26 protein-coding genes and 1 pseudogene are annotated in these 14,595 nt (G+C 22.8%); 14 read left to right on the top strand and 13 right to left on the bottom strand.

What is annotated here, in order from left to right:
• The first annotated feature begins 14 nt into the window (after positions 1–14).
• From AAHM78_RS10875 to AAHM78_RS10855, 5 genes are all read left to right on the top strand, one after another.
• Positions 15–272: a hypothetical protein gene (locus AAHM78_RS10875; protein ID WP_342255147.1), complete on the top strand. Its 258-nt coding sequence runs from the start codon at positions 15–17 to the stop codon at positions 270–272.
• Positions 273–377: 105 nt separating this feature from the next.
• Positions 378–698 carry a transposase family protein gene (locus AAHM78_RS10870; protein ID WP_342253171.1) on the top strand — a complete coding sequence of 107 codons (321 nt, stop codon included), beginning with the start codon at positions 378–380 and terminating at the stop codon, positions 696–698.
• Positions 699–748: 50 nt separating this feature from the next.
• On the top strand, positions 749–1,123 hold the full coding sequence (locus tag AAHM78_RS10865; protein WP_342255146.1) for a transposase family protein: 375 nt from the start codon (positions 749–751) through the stop codon (positions 1,121–1,123).
• 504 nt (positions 1,124–1,627) lie between these two features.
• Entirely contained in the window at positions 1,628–2,068 is a 441-nt protein-coding gene (locus AAHM78_RS10860; RefSeq protein WP_342253170.1) for a hypothetical protein, read from the top strand.
• Between the two features lie 43 nt (positions 2,069–2,111).
• Positions 2,112–2,672: an IS1/IS1595 family N-terminal zinc-binding domain-containing protein gene (locus AAHM78_RS10855; protein WP_342252939.1), complete on the top strand. Its 561-nt coding sequence runs from the start codon at positions 2,112–2,114 to the stop codon at positions 2,670–2,672.
• Here the strand turns inward: AAHM78_RS10855 and AAHM78_RS10850 are convergent.
• From AAHM78_RS10850 to AAHM78_RS10840, 3 genes are read right to left on the bottom strand one after another with little or no spacing between them, the layout of a single operon-like run.
• A complete protein-coding gene (locus AAHM78_RS10850; protein WP_342254958.1) occupies positions 2,664–3,029 on the bottom strand; it encodes a transposase family protein in 366 nt (121 codons plus the stop codon). The two genes, AAHM78_RS10855 and AAHM78_RS10850, sit on opposite strands and share 9 nt — an antisense overlap.
• A 59-nt stretch (positions 3,030–3,088) precedes the next feature.
• Entirely contained in the window at positions 3,089–3,481 is a 393-nt protein-coding gene (locus AAHM78_RS10845; RefSeq protein WP_342252835.1) for a transposase family protein, read from the bottom strand.
• A 47-nt stretch (positions 3,482–3,528) separates the two neighbouring features.
• Positions 3,529–3,822, bottom strand: coding sequence for an IS1/IS1595 family N-terminal zinc-binding domain-containing protein (locus AAHM78_RS10840; protein WP_342253169.1), 294 nt, complete (start codon positions 3,820–3,822; stop codon positions 3,529–3,531).
• 72 nt (positions 3,823–3,894) lie between these two features.
• Here AAHM78_RS10840 and AAHM78_RS10835 point away from each other — a divergent pair.
• Positions 3,895–4,017, top strand: a pseudogene (locus AAHM78_RS10835) (IS30 family transposase); the annotation flags it as partial.
• A gap of 54 nt (positions 4,018–4,071) precedes the next feature.
• On the opposite strand, the gene AAHM78_RS17095 reads toward AAHM78_RS10835, so the two are convergent.
• Positions 4,072–4,206: an IS3 family transposase gene (locus tag AAHM78_RS17095; protein ID WP_422397947.1), complete on the bottom strand. Its 135-nt coding sequence runs from the start codon at positions 4,204–4,206 to the stop codon at positions 4,072–4,074.
• 439 nt (positions 4,207–4,645) lie between these two features.
• Between AAHM78_RS17095 and thyA (AAHM78_RS10830) the strand changes: the two genes are divergently transcribed.
• The 4 genes from thyA (AAHM78_RS10830) to AAHM78_RS10815 all read left to right on the top strand — a co-directional run bounded on the left by thyA (AAHM78_RS10830) (position 4,646) and on the right by AAHM78_RS10815 (position 7,736).
• On the top strand, positions 4,646–5,515 hold the full coding sequence (thyA, locus tag AAHM78_RS10830) for a thymidylate synthase (RefSeq protein ID WP_342253164.1): 870 nt from the start codon (positions 4,646–4,648) through the stop codon (positions 5,513–5,515).
• Positions 5,515–6,006, top strand: coding sequence for a dihydrofolate reductase (locus AAHM78_RS10825; protein WP_342253165.1), 492 nt, complete (start codon positions 5,515–5,517; stop codon positions 6,004–6,006). Before thyA (AAHM78_RS10830) ends, AAHM78_RS10825 begins: the two co-directional genes overlap by 1 nt.
• Before the next feature lie 189 nt (positions 6,007–6,195).
• Positions 6,196–6,741 (top strand): lysophospholipid acyltransferase family protein, encoded by a 546-nt coding sequence (locus tag AAHM78_RS10820; protein ID WP_342255145.1) that lies wholly within the window; start codon positions 6,196–6,198, stop codon positions 6,739–6,741.
• A gap of 50 nt (positions 6,742–6,791) precedes the next feature.
• On the top strand, positions 6,792–7,736 hold the full coding sequence (locus AAHM78_RS10815; protein ID WP_342253167.1) for an IS30 family transposase: 945 nt from the start codon (positions 6,792–6,794) through the stop codon (positions 7,734–7,736).
• 124 nt (positions 7,737–7,860) lie between these two features.
• Here AAHM78_RS10815 and AAHM78_RS10810 read toward each other — a convergent pair whose 3' ends face one another.
• The 3 genes from AAHM78_RS10810 to thyA (AAHM78_RS10800) form a co-directional block, all read right to left on the bottom strand.
• The gene (locus AAHM78_RS10810; protein WP_342253166.1) at positions 7,861–8,532 is read right to left on the bottom strand and encodes a lysophospholipid acyltransferase family protein; all 672 of its coding nucleotides are present in this window, start codon (positions 8,530–8,532) and stop codon (positions 7,861–7,863) included.
• Positions 8,533–8,597: 65 nt separating this feature from the next.
• The gene (locus AAHM78_RS10805; RefSeq protein ID WP_342253165.1) at positions 8,598–9,089 is read right to left on the bottom strand and encodes a dihydrofolate reductase; all 492 of its coding nucleotides are present in this window, start codon (positions 9,087–9,089) and stop codon (positions 8,598–8,600) included.
• Positions 9,089–9,958: a thymidylate synthase gene (gene thyA, locus AAHM78_RS10800; RefSeq protein ID WP_342253164.1), complete on the bottom strand. Its 870-nt coding sequence runs from the start codon at positions 9,956–9,958 to the stop codon at positions 9,089–9,091. The genes AAHM78_RS10805 and thyA (AAHM78_RS10800) overlap by 1 nt, the downstream gene beginning before the upstream one ends.
• 236 nt (positions 9,959–10,194) lie before the next feature.
• Here thyA (AAHM78_RS10800) and AAHM78_RS10795 point away from each other — a divergent pair, with 236 nt between their 5' ends.
• Together AAHM78_RS10795 and AAHM78_RS17090 are read left to right on the top strand one after the other, a co-directional pair.
• Positions 10,195–10,416, top strand: a complete 222-nt coding sequence (locus AAHM78_RS10795) for a hypothetical protein (RefSeq protein WP_342253163.1) — start codon at positions 10,195–10,197, stop codon at positions 10,414–10,416.
• Positions 10,392–10,526, top strand: a complete 135-nt coding sequence (locus AAHM78_RS17090) for an IS3 family transposase (protein ID WP_422397947.1) — start codon at positions 10,392–10,394, stop codon at positions 10,524–10,526. Before AAHM78_RS10795 ends, AAHM78_RS17090 begins: the two co-directional genes overlap by 25 nt.
• Here AAHM78_RS17090 and AAHM78_RS10790 read toward each other — a convergent pair.
• The 4 genes from AAHM78_RS10790 to AAHM78_RS10775 all read right to left on the bottom strand — a co-directional run bounded on the left by AAHM78_RS10790 (position 10,513) and on the right by AAHM78_RS10775 (position 12,655).
• The gene (locus AAHM78_RS10790) at positions 10,513–10,860 is read right to left on the bottom strand and encodes an IS1/IS1595 family N-terminal zinc-binding domain-containing protein (protein ID WP_342253162.1); all 348 of its coding nucleotides are present in this window, start codon (positions 10,858–10,860) and stop codon (positions 10,513–10,515) included. The two genes, AAHM78_RS17090 and AAHM78_RS10790, sit on opposite strands and share 14 nt — an antisense overlap.
• 43 nt (positions 10,861–10,903) lie before the next feature.
• Positions 10,904–11,344, bottom strand: a complete 441-nt coding sequence (locus AAHM78_RS10785; protein WP_342253161.1) for a hypothetical protein — start codon at positions 11,342–11,344, stop codon at positions 10,904–10,906.
• Positions 11,345–11,837: 493 nt separating this feature from the next.
• Complete coding sequence (locus AAHM78_RS10780; RefSeq protein WP_342254958.1) at positions 11,838–12,203, bottom strand: transposase family protein; 366 nt, start codon at positions 12,201–12,203, stop codon at positions 11,838–11,840.
• A 59-nt stretch (positions 12,204–12,262) separates the two neighbouring features.
• Entirely contained in the window at positions 12,263–12,655 is a 393-nt protein-coding gene (locus AAHM78_RS10775) for a transposase family protein (RefSeq protein ID WP_342253160.1), read from the bottom strand.
• 56 nt (positions 12,656–12,711) lie between these two features.
• Here AAHM78_RS10775 and AAHM78_RS10770 point away from each other — a divergent pair, with 56 nt between their 5' ends.
• The gene (locus AAHM78_RS10770) at positions 12,712–13,017 is read left to right on the top strand and encodes a hypothetical protein (RefSeq protein WP_342253159.1); all 306 of its coding nucleotides are present in this window, start codon (positions 12,712–12,714) and stop codon (positions 13,015–13,017) included.
• On the opposite strand, the gene AAHM78_RS10765 is transcribed toward AAHM78_RS10770, so the two are convergent.
• Positions 13,009–13,374 carry a transposase family protein gene (locus tag AAHM78_RS10765; protein WP_342254958.1) on the bottom strand — a complete coding sequence of 122 codons (366 nt, stop codon included), beginning with the start codon at positions 13,372–13,374 and terminating at the stop codon, positions 13,009–13,011. The two genes, AAHM78_RS10770 and AAHM78_RS10765, sit on opposite strands and share 9 nt — an antisense overlap.
• A gap of 59 nt (positions 13,375–13,433) precedes the next feature.
• Positions 13,434–13,826 (bottom strand): transposase family protein, encoded by a 393-nt coding sequence (locus tag AAHM78_RS10760; protein ID WP_342252835.1) that lies wholly within the window; start codon positions 13,824–13,826, stop codon positions 13,434–13,436.
• A gap of 56 nt (positions 13,827–13,882) precedes the next feature.
• Here AAHM78_RS10760 and AAHM78_RS10755 point away from each other — a divergent pair, with 56 nt between their 5' ends.
• Entirely contained in the window at positions 13,883–14,587 is a 705-nt protein-coding gene (locus AAHM78_RS10755; RefSeq protein ID WP_342253158.1) for an IS1595 family transposase, read from the top strand.
• Positions 14,588–14,595 lie beyond the last annotated feature (8 nt).

The following is a 14,595-nucleotide window of genomic DNA, read 5'->3' as shown; positions in this document are numbered from 1 at the left end:
TCAAATCCCAAATAATTATTGATATTTCCAATGGAAAAATTATTTCAACTGCTTTTTGTTTTGGAAGCATTCGTGATTTTAAATTGCTTCTAAAATCTAAAACTTTTATTCATCCAGAAAAACAAGTTTTTGTTGATTCAGGTTATCAAGGTATACAAAATATTCATAAAAATACATTTTTGCCATTTAAAAAAAGTAAATACAATCAATTAACACCAATTCAAAAAGAATACAATAGACTTGGTGCAAAACCTTTAATTTTAACAATTTAACGATTATTATTAATATTAAAGGTGATAGTTATTATGTTGAAAAAATATAAAGATGATCAATAATTTTATAGTTTAGTCGGCATAAATCCAAAAACATTTTATAAAATGCTTGAAATTTTAAAAATTGCTGAGTCTAAACAAAAATATTATGGTGGTAGAAAAAATAAAATTGTAATTGAAGAGCGTTTATTAATGACTTTAGAATATTGAAAAGACTATAGTAGTTATAGAGTTATTGCAAAAAGATATAATATTAGTCATACTAGTTGCATTCGTAATATTTTTTGAATTGAAAATATTTTAATAAAAAGCGGAATTTTTAATTTACCTGGAAAAAAAGATTTAACAAAAAATAAAGGTACTAATAATAATTTGTTAGCTATTGATGCTACTGAAAATCCAATTGAAAGAATTAAAAAAAACTAAAATTACTTTTTTCAGGTAAAAAGAAACATCATTCTCTCAAATCCCAAATAATTATTGATATTTCCAATGGAAAAATTATTTCAACTGCTTTTTGTTTTGGAAGCATTCATGATTTTAAATTGCTTCTAAAATCTAAAACTTTTATTCATCCAGAAAAACAAGTTTTTGTTGATTCAGGTTATCAAGGTATACAAAATATTCATAAAAATACATTTTTGCCATTTAAAAAAAGTAAATACAATCAATTAACACCAATTCAAAAAGAATACAATAAAACTTTAAGTAAAATTAGAATTAAAATTAAACACGTATTTTCTAAACTAAAACGTTTTAAAATTTTAAGTTTAAAATATCGCAATAAAATACGAAGATTTGCATTAAGATTTAATTTAATAGCAGGAATATATAATTTTGAATTACCTTAGTTTTGCACCAAGTCTATTGTTATTTTTAAATAAATCTAGTTATATATTCTTATTTTTTATTTAATGAAATTACAATATATTATTTATGGAGTTTTTCTTTTACATATTGATAGAAAAAATGAAATTTAGTTGATTCAATTATTCTTTGTAAGTAAAACAATAATTTCTTTATATATAAAAAATATATAAAAAATATATATTATGAACTTTTAGTTTTAATTTAAATAGTTCTATTAAAAAGAGATATTGGAATAAAATCAAGAAATATAAGCGAATTGAATTAATATAGAAACATATAAATAGAAAATTTAACATAAATATTAAAATTTCAAAATAAAACCTATATTTCTTTAAAAAGAAAATGAAAATATTGTGTTAATTTTAAAATATGTTTAAAAAATCTTTGGAAACTTTTCTCAATCTTTATGCAATAAAATTTTAATTATACATAATAGAGAAAACGTGTTATTAATATAAGTTTAAAAAGGAAAGAAGCAAAGACAAATGTGTCCAATAAATAATAATAGTGCCAGTATAAGAAATCAAAATATGGAATATTTAGTGGTAGGAATAGAAAATAATAATGAAATAGTTATTACTAAAACTAAAAAAATTATTGCAGAACTTGCAAATATTAATTTAAGAATTCGTTATTATACCAATTACATTAATCAATATTGAAATAGTGATGAACAAAAATATAAAAATAAGGTAAGAATATATTTTAATGATTTAGGAGAAATTTATGAAAATTTACCAAAATTTATTAAAAAAGAAAGTGAAATCAGTTCAAATAATTGTTGTTGAAAAACTATTGAATATTTATCTTCTCCAATTGTATTGTTAACAGGTATTTCAATTAGAGTAGCACAAAGATATTTTTCAATAGCTGTAGTATCAGAAAAGTCTTTTAATTTTCACAAAAAATCTTGATATTACTTTTAATTTAAAATTAAAAGTAATATTTTTATATCAGGGGTGATTTTTTGTGACTAATAATGAATTAATTGATGTTTTAAAAAACAAAAAAGATGAAGAATTTATAAAAATTATTAGACATTTTAAAAATAGAATTAAACAAATTGAGAAAAAAGAAAAATTAGATGCAATTGATAAAAAATTTAAAGAAAAAGGAATTCAATGTCCAAATTGTAAATCTTATTGATGTGTAAAAAATGGTTTTAAGAATAATAAGCAAAAATATTTATGCAAAGATTGTAAAAGTAGCTTTGATGCTTTAAGAAATCATTTTTTACATTGAAGTCATTTATCTCATGAACAATGAGATTGAATAATTTGATTGTCATTGTTAGGTCAATCTGCTTATACTATTTCTCAATTTGCTAAAATTTCAAAAACATCAGCATGATTTAATCGTCAAAAATTTATGAAATCATCACAATTAGCAAAAACACAAAAACCATTCACAAAATTAAAAGGTAGAATTGAAATTGATGAAACTTTTATCAAAGAAATTCATAAAGGAAATTTCAAAAATCCAGATGATCCAAGAAAAAAATGAATTAGACTTGGTGCAAAACTAAGGTAATTCAAAATTATATATTCCTGCTATTAAATTAAATCTTAATGCAAATCTTCGTATTTTATTGCGATATTTTAAACTTAAAATTTTAAAACGTTTTAGTTTAGCAAATACGTGTTCAATTTTAATTCTAATTTTACTTAAAGTTTTATTGTATTCTTTTTGAATTGGTGTTAATTGATTGTATTTACTTTTTTTAAATGGCAAAAATGTATTTTTATGAATATTTTGTATACCTTGATAACCTGAATCAACAAAAACTTGTTTTTCTGGATGAATAAAAGTTTTAGATTTTAGAAGCAATTTAAAATCATGAATGCTTCCAAAACAAAAAGCAGTTGAAATAATTTTTCCATTGGAAATATCAATAATTATTTGGGATTTGAGAGAATGATGTTTCTTTTTACCTGAAAAAAGTAATTTTAGTTTTTTTTAATTCTTTCAATTGGAGTTTCAGTAGCATCAATAGCTAACAAATTATTATTAGTACCTTTATTTTTTGTTAAATCTTTTTTTCCAGGTAAATTAAAAATTCCGCTTTTTATTAAAATATTTTCAATTCAAAAAATATTACGAATGCAACTAGTATGACTAATATTATATCTTTTTGCAATAACTCTATAACTACTATAGTCTTTTCAATATTCTAAAGTCATTAATAAACGCTCTTCAATTACAATTTTATTTTTTCTACCACCATAATATTTTTGTTTAGACTCAGCAATTTTTAAAATTTCAAGCATTTTATAAAATGTTTGTGGCTTTATGCCGACTAAACTATAAAATTCTTGATCATCTTTATATTTTTTCAACATAATAACTATCACCTTTAATATTAATAATAATCGTTAAATTGTTAAAATTAAAGGTTTTGCACCAAGTCTAATGTAAAAAAATGATTTCTTAAAGCATCAAAGCTACTTTTACAATCTTTGCATAAATATTTTTGCTTATTATTCTTAAAACCATTTTTTACACATCAATAAGATTTACAATTTGGACATTGAATTCCTTTTTCTTTAAATTTTTTATCAATTGCATCTAATTTTTCTTTTTTCTCAATTTGTTTAATTCTATTTTTAAAATGTCTAATAATTTTTATAAATTCTTCATCTTTTTTGTTTTTTAAAACATCAATTAATTCATTATTAGTCACAAAAAATCACCCCTGATATAAAAATATTACTTTTAATTTTAAATTAAAAGTAATATCAAGATTTTTTTGTGAAAATTAAAAGATCTATCTTCATATAAACAAAAAGATTTAAATTTTATAGCATTTCAAATTAATTCTACACCCAGAAAATTGCTCTCTTATAAAAGACCAATAGATTTAATACAATTATTTTAAAAAACTGTCCCATTTATATTTACAACTCAGGTGGACTGGCGACCTTTTTTAGGACTATTTTTTGGTAGACATTTGTTTTTGATAATTAATTGGAGTTAAGTAGTTTAGAGTGCTATGAATTCTTATGTTGTTATATCAAATGATATAATCAAATAATTGTAGTTTTAATTGGATAAATGATGTAAAAATTTGTTATTAATAAATTCGGTTTTGAAAGTTTTAAAATTTGCCTTAGCAACAGCATTGTCATAAGGACAGCCTTTTTTTGCTTAAAGAGCGGGTAATGTTGAATGCTAGTAAAAGTTTATTAATAGTTTTATTATTAAACTCATTACCGCGATCAGTATGAAATATTTGAATATCTTTTAAACAGCGATTTGATTGCATAAATGCTTTATGTACCAATGATGCATCTTTTTAGTACCTACCCTACACTATATCTCCAATAATTTCACGGTTAAATAGGAAAGGGTCGCCCCTAAGTTGCAAAAAAACAATGTTTTAACTTAGTAAGGAGACTCTTTTTATGACAAGATATAGTAAGGAACTAAAATTAAAACTTAGATAAAAAAATATTTTTTGTTAAAATATAATTGATTTAATTTGATTTATGAAAGAGGTAATGATTATGAAACAATATTTAGATTTATGTCAATATGTTTTAGAAAAAGGATATAAAAAAACTGATAGAACAGGCACTGGTACTGTTTCTACTTTTGGTTATCAAATGCGTTTTGATTTACAAAAAGGTTTTCCCATATTAACTACAAAAAAAGTTCATTTTGCTTCTATTGTTCATGAGTTATTATGATTTATTGCTGGTGATACTAATATTGAATATTTAGTTAAAAATAATGTTAGAATTTGAAATGAGTGACCTTATAAGAAATTTATGGAAAGTAAAAAATATCAAAACGAAACTTTAGAAGAATTTGTTGAAAAAATTAAAACTGATCATCAATTTGCTCTTGAATTTGGTGATTTAGGACCTGTTTATGGTAGACAATGACGTAATTTTAATGGTGTTGATCAATTGCAGGAGTTAATAGAAAATTTAAAAAACAATCCTTTTTCACGAAGACACATTTTATCAGCATGAAATCCTGCAGAAATTAAAAATATGGCACTACCACCATGTCATACTTTAATTCAATTTTACGTTTCTGATGATAAAAAATTATCTTGTCAATTATATCAACGTAGTGCAGATATTTTTTTAGGAGTTCCTTTTAATATTGCTTCTTATGCATTATTAACAATAATGTTAGCACAAATATGTGGCTATCAGCTAGGAGAATTTATTCATACTTTAGGTGATGCTCATATTTATAGTAATCATTTTTCACAAATTAATGAACAATTAAGTAGAAAACCAAAATCATTGCCAATTTTAGTTATTAATAAAAATATTACTAATTTATTTAATTTTAAATTTGAAGATTTTAAATTAGAACAATATGATCCATATCCGTTGATTAGAGGTCAGGTTGCAGTATAATGGTAATTTTAGTTTGAGCAATGACCAAAGAAAAGGTAATTGGTTTTAATAATAAATTGCCCTGAAAAATTAAAGAAGAAATGCAATATTTTCAGAGCATTACTTTAAATAAAAATGTATTAATGGGTTCAAAAACTTTTGAAAGTATTGGCAAACCACTAAAAAATCGTTACAATATAGTTGTTACTAATCATCAAGAACGTTATCAACAATTTCTAAATGATAATAATATTACTTTCACAAATGATATTATTTCATATTTAAAACAATATCAAGGTAATAAAAAAAGAGATATTTGTATTATTGGTGGTGCTGAAATTTATAAGCAGGCATGAGATTATGCTGATTATTTATATGTTTCAGTCATTAAAAATTTATATAATGGTGATCTTTTATTTCCTGTTAGTAATTTTTCTGATTTTAAATTAATCAAAACAAAAGAATTTGCAGAATTTGTAGCGAATGTTTATCAAAGAAAGGAAAAAAAATAATAATGAACATTTGAAAAGCAATTTTAACTTGACCTTATTTATTACAAACTTATAGTAAATCAGGTTCAATGACAAGAAAGGTATTAAAAGACCCAAGTTTAGTTTCTGAAGCAAAACGATATATTTGATTGAAAAAACGTGTGCGTTATATTAAATGATTATATAATATTAAATTAACCCGTTCATAACATTGAAAATTGACCAAAAAGAAAAGGTTGTGTAATGGTTGCCAATCATCAATCAAATTTTGATCCATTATTAGTATTATCGGTAAATGATTATAGTTTATATGCACCTTTAGGTTTTATTGCAAAAGAAGAATTAAAAAAAAGCCATTTGGCACGAAGATTTATTTTTTTAATTGATGTTTTATTTATTGATCGTAATAATCCACGCACAGCCATTACGACTTTTCAAGAAGCAAAGGAATTAATTAGAATTCCGCGTACAATGATGATTTTTCCAGAAGGAACAAGAAGTCATCAACAAGAAATGCAAGAATTTAAAGCAGGTGCTTTTAATATGGCATATCAATCTTATGTACCAATTATTCCTGTTACTATTATTAATTCTTATCAAATTTTTGATCGAAAATATAAGGGCAAAAAAGATATTCATCTTATTTTTCATAAGGTAATTGAACCAAGTGAATTTATTAAATTATCTACTGATGTATTATCAAAGCAAGTATTTAATATTACTTTAATTGTAAAATTAAAAAGGACACTTATATAAAAATTAAATTGTGTTAGTTCTATAATTAAGAAAAGAAAGGAATTAGCGCAATGTATAAGTATCTGAGTATTGAATCAATAATAGCAATAAAAGAATATAAAAATTATGGATTTTCGATTCGTAAAATAGCAAAAATTGTTGATTATAGTAAATCAACTGTACATAGAGTTTGTAGATTATTAAATAAAAACTTATTGCCATTAGAAATATTGAATCAATTTCAAAAAAATAAACAAAATGCGGGCAGAAAATTAATAATTTTAACTTTAACAGAAATTAATAGTATTAATCATTTGTTAATTACTAAAAAGTATGCTCTTGATATAATTGCTAACTTTTTAAAGGAAAATAAAATAAAAAGTATTTCAACAAAAACTTTATATAACATGTTTAAAACAAATCGAATGGGTTTTGATGAAAATAACTTATTGAGAAAAGGCAAAAATAAATCTCACAAACAAAAAGAAACTAGGGGCAAAATTAATAATTGTAAGTCTATTCATGAAAGAAATTTAATCATTCCTAATATTAAAAATATACAAGAATTTGGTCATTTAGAAGGTGATACTATCATTGGAAAAGATCATAAAAGTTCTATTATTACTTTGGCTGATATATGATCAAAAACCACAATTCCTTTAGTAACTAAAAATTATAAATCAGAAAATATTACGAAAAGTATAATAAAATTTATTTCAAAGTTACAAAAAGGAACAGTTAAAACCATTACTTTTGATCGTGGTAAAGAATTTAGTAAATGAAGATTAATCGAAAAAATTTGTAATGTCAAAATTTATTTTGCAGATCCTGGTAAACCTTGCCAAAGGGGTTTAAATGAAAATAATAATGGTATTTTAAGAAGATATTTACCAAAATCTACAGATCTATCTTCATATAAACAAAAAGATTTAAATTTTATAGCATTTCAAATTAATTCTACACCCAGAAAATCACTCTCTTATAAAAGACCAATAGATTTAATACAATTATTTTAAAAAACTGTCCCATTTATATTTACAACTCAGGTAATTATAAAAAACAAAAATCACATCAGAAATTAATTATTGACTCTTAAACATAATAAAATGTTGTTAACTAACAACCTTTTATTATTACTACTTAAATTTTATTATTGCTAAAATCATCAATTCCTTTTTTAATAATATTAAATACTTGCTTTGATAATACATCAGTAGATAATTTAATAAATTCACTTGGTTCAATTACCTTATGAAAAATAAGATGAATATCTTTTTTGCCCTTATATTTTCGATCAAAAATTTGATAAGAATTAATAATAGTAACAGGAATAATTGGTACATAAGATTGATATGCCATATTAAAAGCACCTGCTTTAAATTCTTGCATTTCTTGTTGATGACTTCTTGTTCCTTCTGGAAAAATCATCATTGTACGCGGAATTCTAATTAATTCCTTTGCTTCTTGAAAAGTAGTAATGGCTGTGCGTGGATTATTACGATCAATAAATAAAACATCAATTAAAAAAATAAATCTTCGTGCCAAATGGCTTTTTTTTAATTCTTCTTTTGCAATAAAACCTAAAGGCGCATATAAACTATAATCATTTACCGATAATACTAATAATGGATCAAAATTTGATTGATGATTGGCAACCATTACACAACCTTTTCTTTTTGGTCAATTTTCAATGTTATGAACGGTTAATTTAATATTATATAATCATTTAATATAACGCACACGTTTTTTCAATCAAATATATCGTTTTGCTTCAGAAACTAAAATTGGGTCTTTTAATACCTTTCTTGTCATTGAACCTGATTTACTATAAGTTTGTAATAAATAAGGTCAAGTTAAAATTGCTTTTCAAATGTTCATTATTTTTTTTCCTTTCTTTGATAAACATTCGCTACAAATTCTGCAAATTCTTTTGTTTTGATTAATTTAAAATCAGAAAAATTACTAACAGGAAATAAAAGATCACCATTATATAAATTTTTAATGACTGAAACATATAAATAATCAGCATAATCTCATGCCTGCTTATAAATTTCAGCACCACCAATAATACAAATATCTCTTTTTTTATTACCTTGATATTGTTTTAAATATGAAATAATATCATTTGTGAAAGTAATATTATTATCATTTAGAAATTGTTGATAACGTTCTTGATGATTAGTAACAACTATATTGTAACGATTTTTTAGTGGTTTGCCAATACTTTCAAAAGTTTTTGAACCCATTAATACATTTTTATTTAAAGTAATGCTCTGAAAATATTGCATTTCTTCTTTAATTTTTCAGGGCAATTTATTATTAAAACCAATTACCTTTTCTTTGGTCATTGCTCAAACTAAAATTACCATTATACTGCAACCTGACCTCTAATCAACGGATATGGATCATATTGTTCTAATTTAAAATCTTCAAATTTAAAATTAAATAAATTAGTAATATTTTTATTAATAACTAAAATTGGCAATGATTTTGGTTTTCTACTTAATTGTTCATTAATTTGTGAAAAATGATTACTATAAATATGAGCATCACCTAAAGTATGAATAAATTCTCCTAGCTGATAGCCACATATTTGTGCTAACATTATTGTTAATAATGCATAAGAAGCAATATTAAAAGGAACTCCTAAAAAAATATCTGCACTACGTTGATATAATTGACAAGATAATTTTTTATCATCAGAAACGTAAAATTGAATTAAAGTATGACATGGTGGTAGTGCCATATTTTTAATTTCTGCAGGATTTCATGCTGATAAAATGTGTCTTCGTGAAAAAGGATTGTTTTTTAAATTTTCTATTAACTCCTGCAATTGATCAACACCATTAAAATTACGTCATTGTCTACCATAAACAGGTCCTAAATCACCAAATTCAAGAGCAAATTGATGATCAGTTTTAATTTTTTCAACAAATTCTTCTAAAGTTTCGTTTTGATATTTTTTACTTTCCATAAATTTCTTATAAGGTCACTCATTTCAAATTCTAACATTATTTTTAACTAAATATTCAATATTAGTATCACCAGCAATAAATCATAATAACTCATGAACAATAGAAGCAAAATGAACTTTTTTTGTAGTTAATATGGGAAAACCTTTTTGTAAATCAAAACGCATTTGATAACCAAAAGTAGAAACAGTACCAGTGCCTGTTCTATCAGTTTTTTTATATCCTTTTTCTAAAACATATTGACATAAATCTAAATATTGTTTCATAATCATTACCTCTTTCATAAATCAAATTAAATCAATTATATTTTAACAAAAAATATTTTTTTATCTAAGTTTTAATTTTAGTTCCTTACTATATCTTGTCATAAAAAGAGTCTCCTTACTAAGTTAAAACATTGTTTTTTTGCAACTTAGGGGCGACCCTTTCCTATTTAACCGTGAAATTATTGGAGATATAGTGTAGGTACTAAAAAGATGCATCATTGGTACATAAAGCATTTATGCAATCAAATCGCTGTTTAAAAGATATTCCAATATTTCATACTGATCGCGGTAATGAGTTTAATAATAAAACTATTAATAAACTTTTACTAGCATTCAACATTACCCGCTCTTTAAGCAAAAAAGGCTGTCCTTATGACAATGCTGTTGCTAAGGCGAATTTTAAAACTTTCAAAACCGAATTTATTAATAACAAATTTTTACATCATTTATCCAATTAAAACTACAATTATTTGATTATATCATTTGATATAACAACATAAGAATTCATAGCACTCTAAACTACTTAACTCCAATTAATTATCAAAAACAAATGTCTACCAAAAAATAGTCCTAAAAAAGGTTGCCATTCCACAAATTATTCAATCTCATTGTTCATGAGATAAATGACTTCAATGTAAAAAATGATTTCTTAAAGCATCAAAGCTACTTTTACAATCTTTGCATAAATATTTTTGCTTATTATTCTTAAAACCATTTTTTACACATCAATAAGATTTACAATTTGGACATTGAATTCCTTTTTCTTTAAATTTTTTATCAATTGCATCTAATTTTTCTTTTTTCTCAATTTGTTTAATTCTATTTTTAAAATGTCTAATAATTTTTATAAATTCTTCATCTTTTTTGTTTTTTAAAACATCAATTAATTCATTATTAGTCACAAAAAATCACCCCTGATATAAAAATATTACTTTTAATTTTAAATTAAAAGTAATATCAAGATTTTTTGTGAAAATTAAAAGACTTTTCTGATACTACAGCTATTGAAAAATATCTTTGTGCTACTCTAATTGAAATACCTGTTAACAATACAATTGGAGAAGATAAATATTCAATAGTTTTTCAACAACAATTATTTGAACTTATTTCACTTTCTTTTTTAATAAATTTTGGTAAATTTTCATAAATTTCTCCTAAATCATTAAAATATATTCTTACCTTATTTTTATATTTTTGTTCATCACTATTTCAATATTGATTAATGTAATTGGTATAATAACGAATTCTTAAATTAATATTTGCAAGTTCTGCAATAATTTTTTTAGTTTTAGTAATAACTATTTCATTATTATTTTCTATTCCTACCACTAAAGATTCCATATTTTGATTTCTTATACTGGCACTATTATTATTTATTGGACACATTTGTCTTTGCTTCTTTCCTTTTTAAACTTATATTAATAACACGTTTTCTCTATTATGTATAATTAAAATTTTATTGCATAAAGATTGAGAAAAGTTTCCAAAGATTTTTTAAACATATTTTAAAATTAACACAATATTTTCATTTTCTTTTTAAAGAAATATAGGTTTTATTTTGAAATTTTAATATTTATGTTAAATTTTCTATTTATATGTTTCTATATTAATTCAATTCGCTTATATTTCTTGATTTTATTCCAATATCTCTTTTTAATAGAACTATTTAAATTAAAACTAAAAGTTCATAATATATATTTTTTATATATAAAGAAATTATTGTTTTACTTACAAAGAATAATTGAATCAACTAAATTTCATTTTTTCTATCAATATGTAAAAGAAAAACTCCATAAATAATATATTGTAATTTCATTAAATAAAAAATAAGAATATATAACTAGATTTATTTAAAAATAACAATAGACTTGGTGCAAAACTAAGGTAATTCAAAATTATATATTCCTGCTATTAAATTAAATCTTAATGCAAATCTTCGTATTTTATTGCGATATTTTAAACTTAAAATTTTAAAACGTTTTAGTTTAGCAAATACGTGTTCAATTTTAATTCTAATTTTACTTAAAGTTTTATTGTATTCTTTTTGAATTGGTGTTAATTGATTGTATTTACTTTTTTTAAATGGCAAAAATGTATTTTTATGAATATTTTGTATACCTTGATAACCTGAATCAACAAAAACTTGTTTTTCTGGATGAATAAAAGTTTTAGATTTTAGAAGCAATTTAAAATCATGAATGCTTCCAAAACAAAAAGCAGTTGAAATAATTTTTCCATTGGAAATATCAATAATTATTTGGGATTTGAGAGAATGATGTTTCTTTTTACCTGAAAAAAGTAATTTTAGTTTTTTTTAATTCTTTCAATTGGATTTTCAGTAGCATCAATAGCTAACAAATTATTATTAGTACCTTTATTTTTTGTTAAATCTTTTTTTCCAGGTAAATTAAAAATTCCGCTTTTTATTAAAATATTTTCAATTCAAAAAATATTACGAATGCAACTAGTATGACTAATATTATATCTTTTTGCAATAACTCTATAACTACTATAGTCTTTTCAATATTCTAAAGTCATTAATAAACGCTCTTCAATTACAATTTTATTTTTTCTACCACCATAATATTTTTGTTTAGACTCAGCAATTTTTAAAATTTCAAGCATTTTATAAAATGTTTGTGGCTTTATGCCGACTAAACTATAAAATTCTTGATTATCTTTATATTTTTTCAACATAATAACTATCACCTTTAATATTAATAATAATCGTTAAATTGTTAAAATTAAAGGTTTTGCACCAAGTCTATTGAAGTCATTTATCTCATGAACAATGAGATTGAATAATTTGATTGTCATTGTTAGGTCAATCTGCTTATACTATTTCTCAATTTGCTAAAATTTCAAAAACATCAGCATGATTTAATCGTCAAAAATTTATGAAATCATCACAATTAGCAAAAAAACAAAAACCATTCACAAAATTAAAAGGTAGAATTGAAATTGATGAAACTTTTATCAAAGAAATTCATAAAGGAAATTTCAAAAATCCAGATGATCCAAGAAAAAAATGAATTAGACTTGGTGCAAAACTAAGGTAATTCAAAATTATATATTCCTGCTATTAAATTAAATCTTAATGCAAATCTTCGTATTTTATTGCGATATTTTAAACTTAAAATTTTAAAACGTTTTAGTTTAGCAAATACGTGTTCAATTTTAATTCTAATTTTACTTAAAGTTTTATTGTATTCTTTTTGAATTGGTGTTAATTGATTGTATTTACTTTTTTTAAATGGCAAAAATGTATTTTTATGAATATTTTGTATACCTTGATAACCTGAATCAACAAAAACTTGTTTTTCTGGATGAATAAAAGTTTTAGATTTTAGAAGCAATTTAAAATCATGAATGCTTCCAAAACAAAAAGCAGTTGAAATAATTTTTCCATTGGAAATATCAATAATTATTTGGGATTTGAGAGAATGATGTTTCTTTTTACCTGAAAAAAGTAATTTTAGTTTTTTTTAATTCTTTCAATTGGAGTTTCAGTAGCATCAATAGCTAACAAATTATTATTAGTACCTTTATTTTTTGTTAAATCTTTTTTTCCAGGTAAATTAAAAATTCCGCTTTTTATTAAAATATTTTCAATTCAAAAAATATTACGAATGCAACTAGTATGACTAATATTATATCTTTTTGCAATAACTCTATAACTACTATAGTCTTTTCAATATTCTAAAGTCATTAATAAACGCTCTTCAATTACAATTTTATTTTTTCTACCACCATAATATTTTTGTTTAGACTCAGCAATTTTTAAAATTTCAAGCATTTTATAAAATGTTTGTGGCTTTATGCCGACTAAACTATAAAATTCTTGATCATCTTTATATTTTTTCAACATAATAACTATCACCTTTAATATTAATAATAATCGTTAAATTGTTAAAATTAAAGGTTTTGCACCAAGTCTATTGAAGTCATTTATCTCATGAACAATGAGATTGAATAATTTGATTGTCATTGTTAGGTCAATCTGCTTATACTATTTCTCAATTTGCTAAAATTTCAAAAACATCAGCATGATTTAATCGTCAAAAATTTATGAAATCATCACAATTAGCAAAAAAACAAAAACCATTCACAAAATTAAAAGGTAGAATTGAAATTGATGAAACTTTTATCAAAGAAATTCATAAAGGAAATTTCAAAAATACAGATGATCCAAGAAAAAAATGAATTGAAGAAAATGCTAAAGATTTAAACTGTTGTATTGAAATGGCAATTGATGAAAATAAAAATATTTATGCTCAAACAACAAATACTAAAAGATTAACAAAAAAATGAGTACAAGAAAATTTAACATCTAAGCTTATCGAAGAAAAATCAATTATAGTTTGTGATATGCAAATACTATATGATACAGTAGCTAAACAAACAAAATGTACTCTCAAGAAATTTAAATCAAAAGAAAATAAAGAATTAAATTATAAAAATTTAAGTAATATCAGTAAAATACAATCAAGTTTAAAAGAATTTATTACTCATTATCATGGCATTGGATTTACCAATATTCAAAATTACCTCAATTTATGAAAATTTAAATACCAACATTATAAAATATCACCTTATGCAAAATCTGAAGCATTATATTTCAGTTTGTAAAAAAAATA

It is taken from the genome of Spiroplasma endosymbiont of Zeiraphera isertana (assembly GCF_964030805.1).
GTDB lineage: Bacteria > Bacillota_I > Bacilli_A > Mycoplasmatales > VBWQ01 > Spiroplasma_E.
This window is presented reverse-complemented; position numbering and strand designations above follow the sequence as displayed.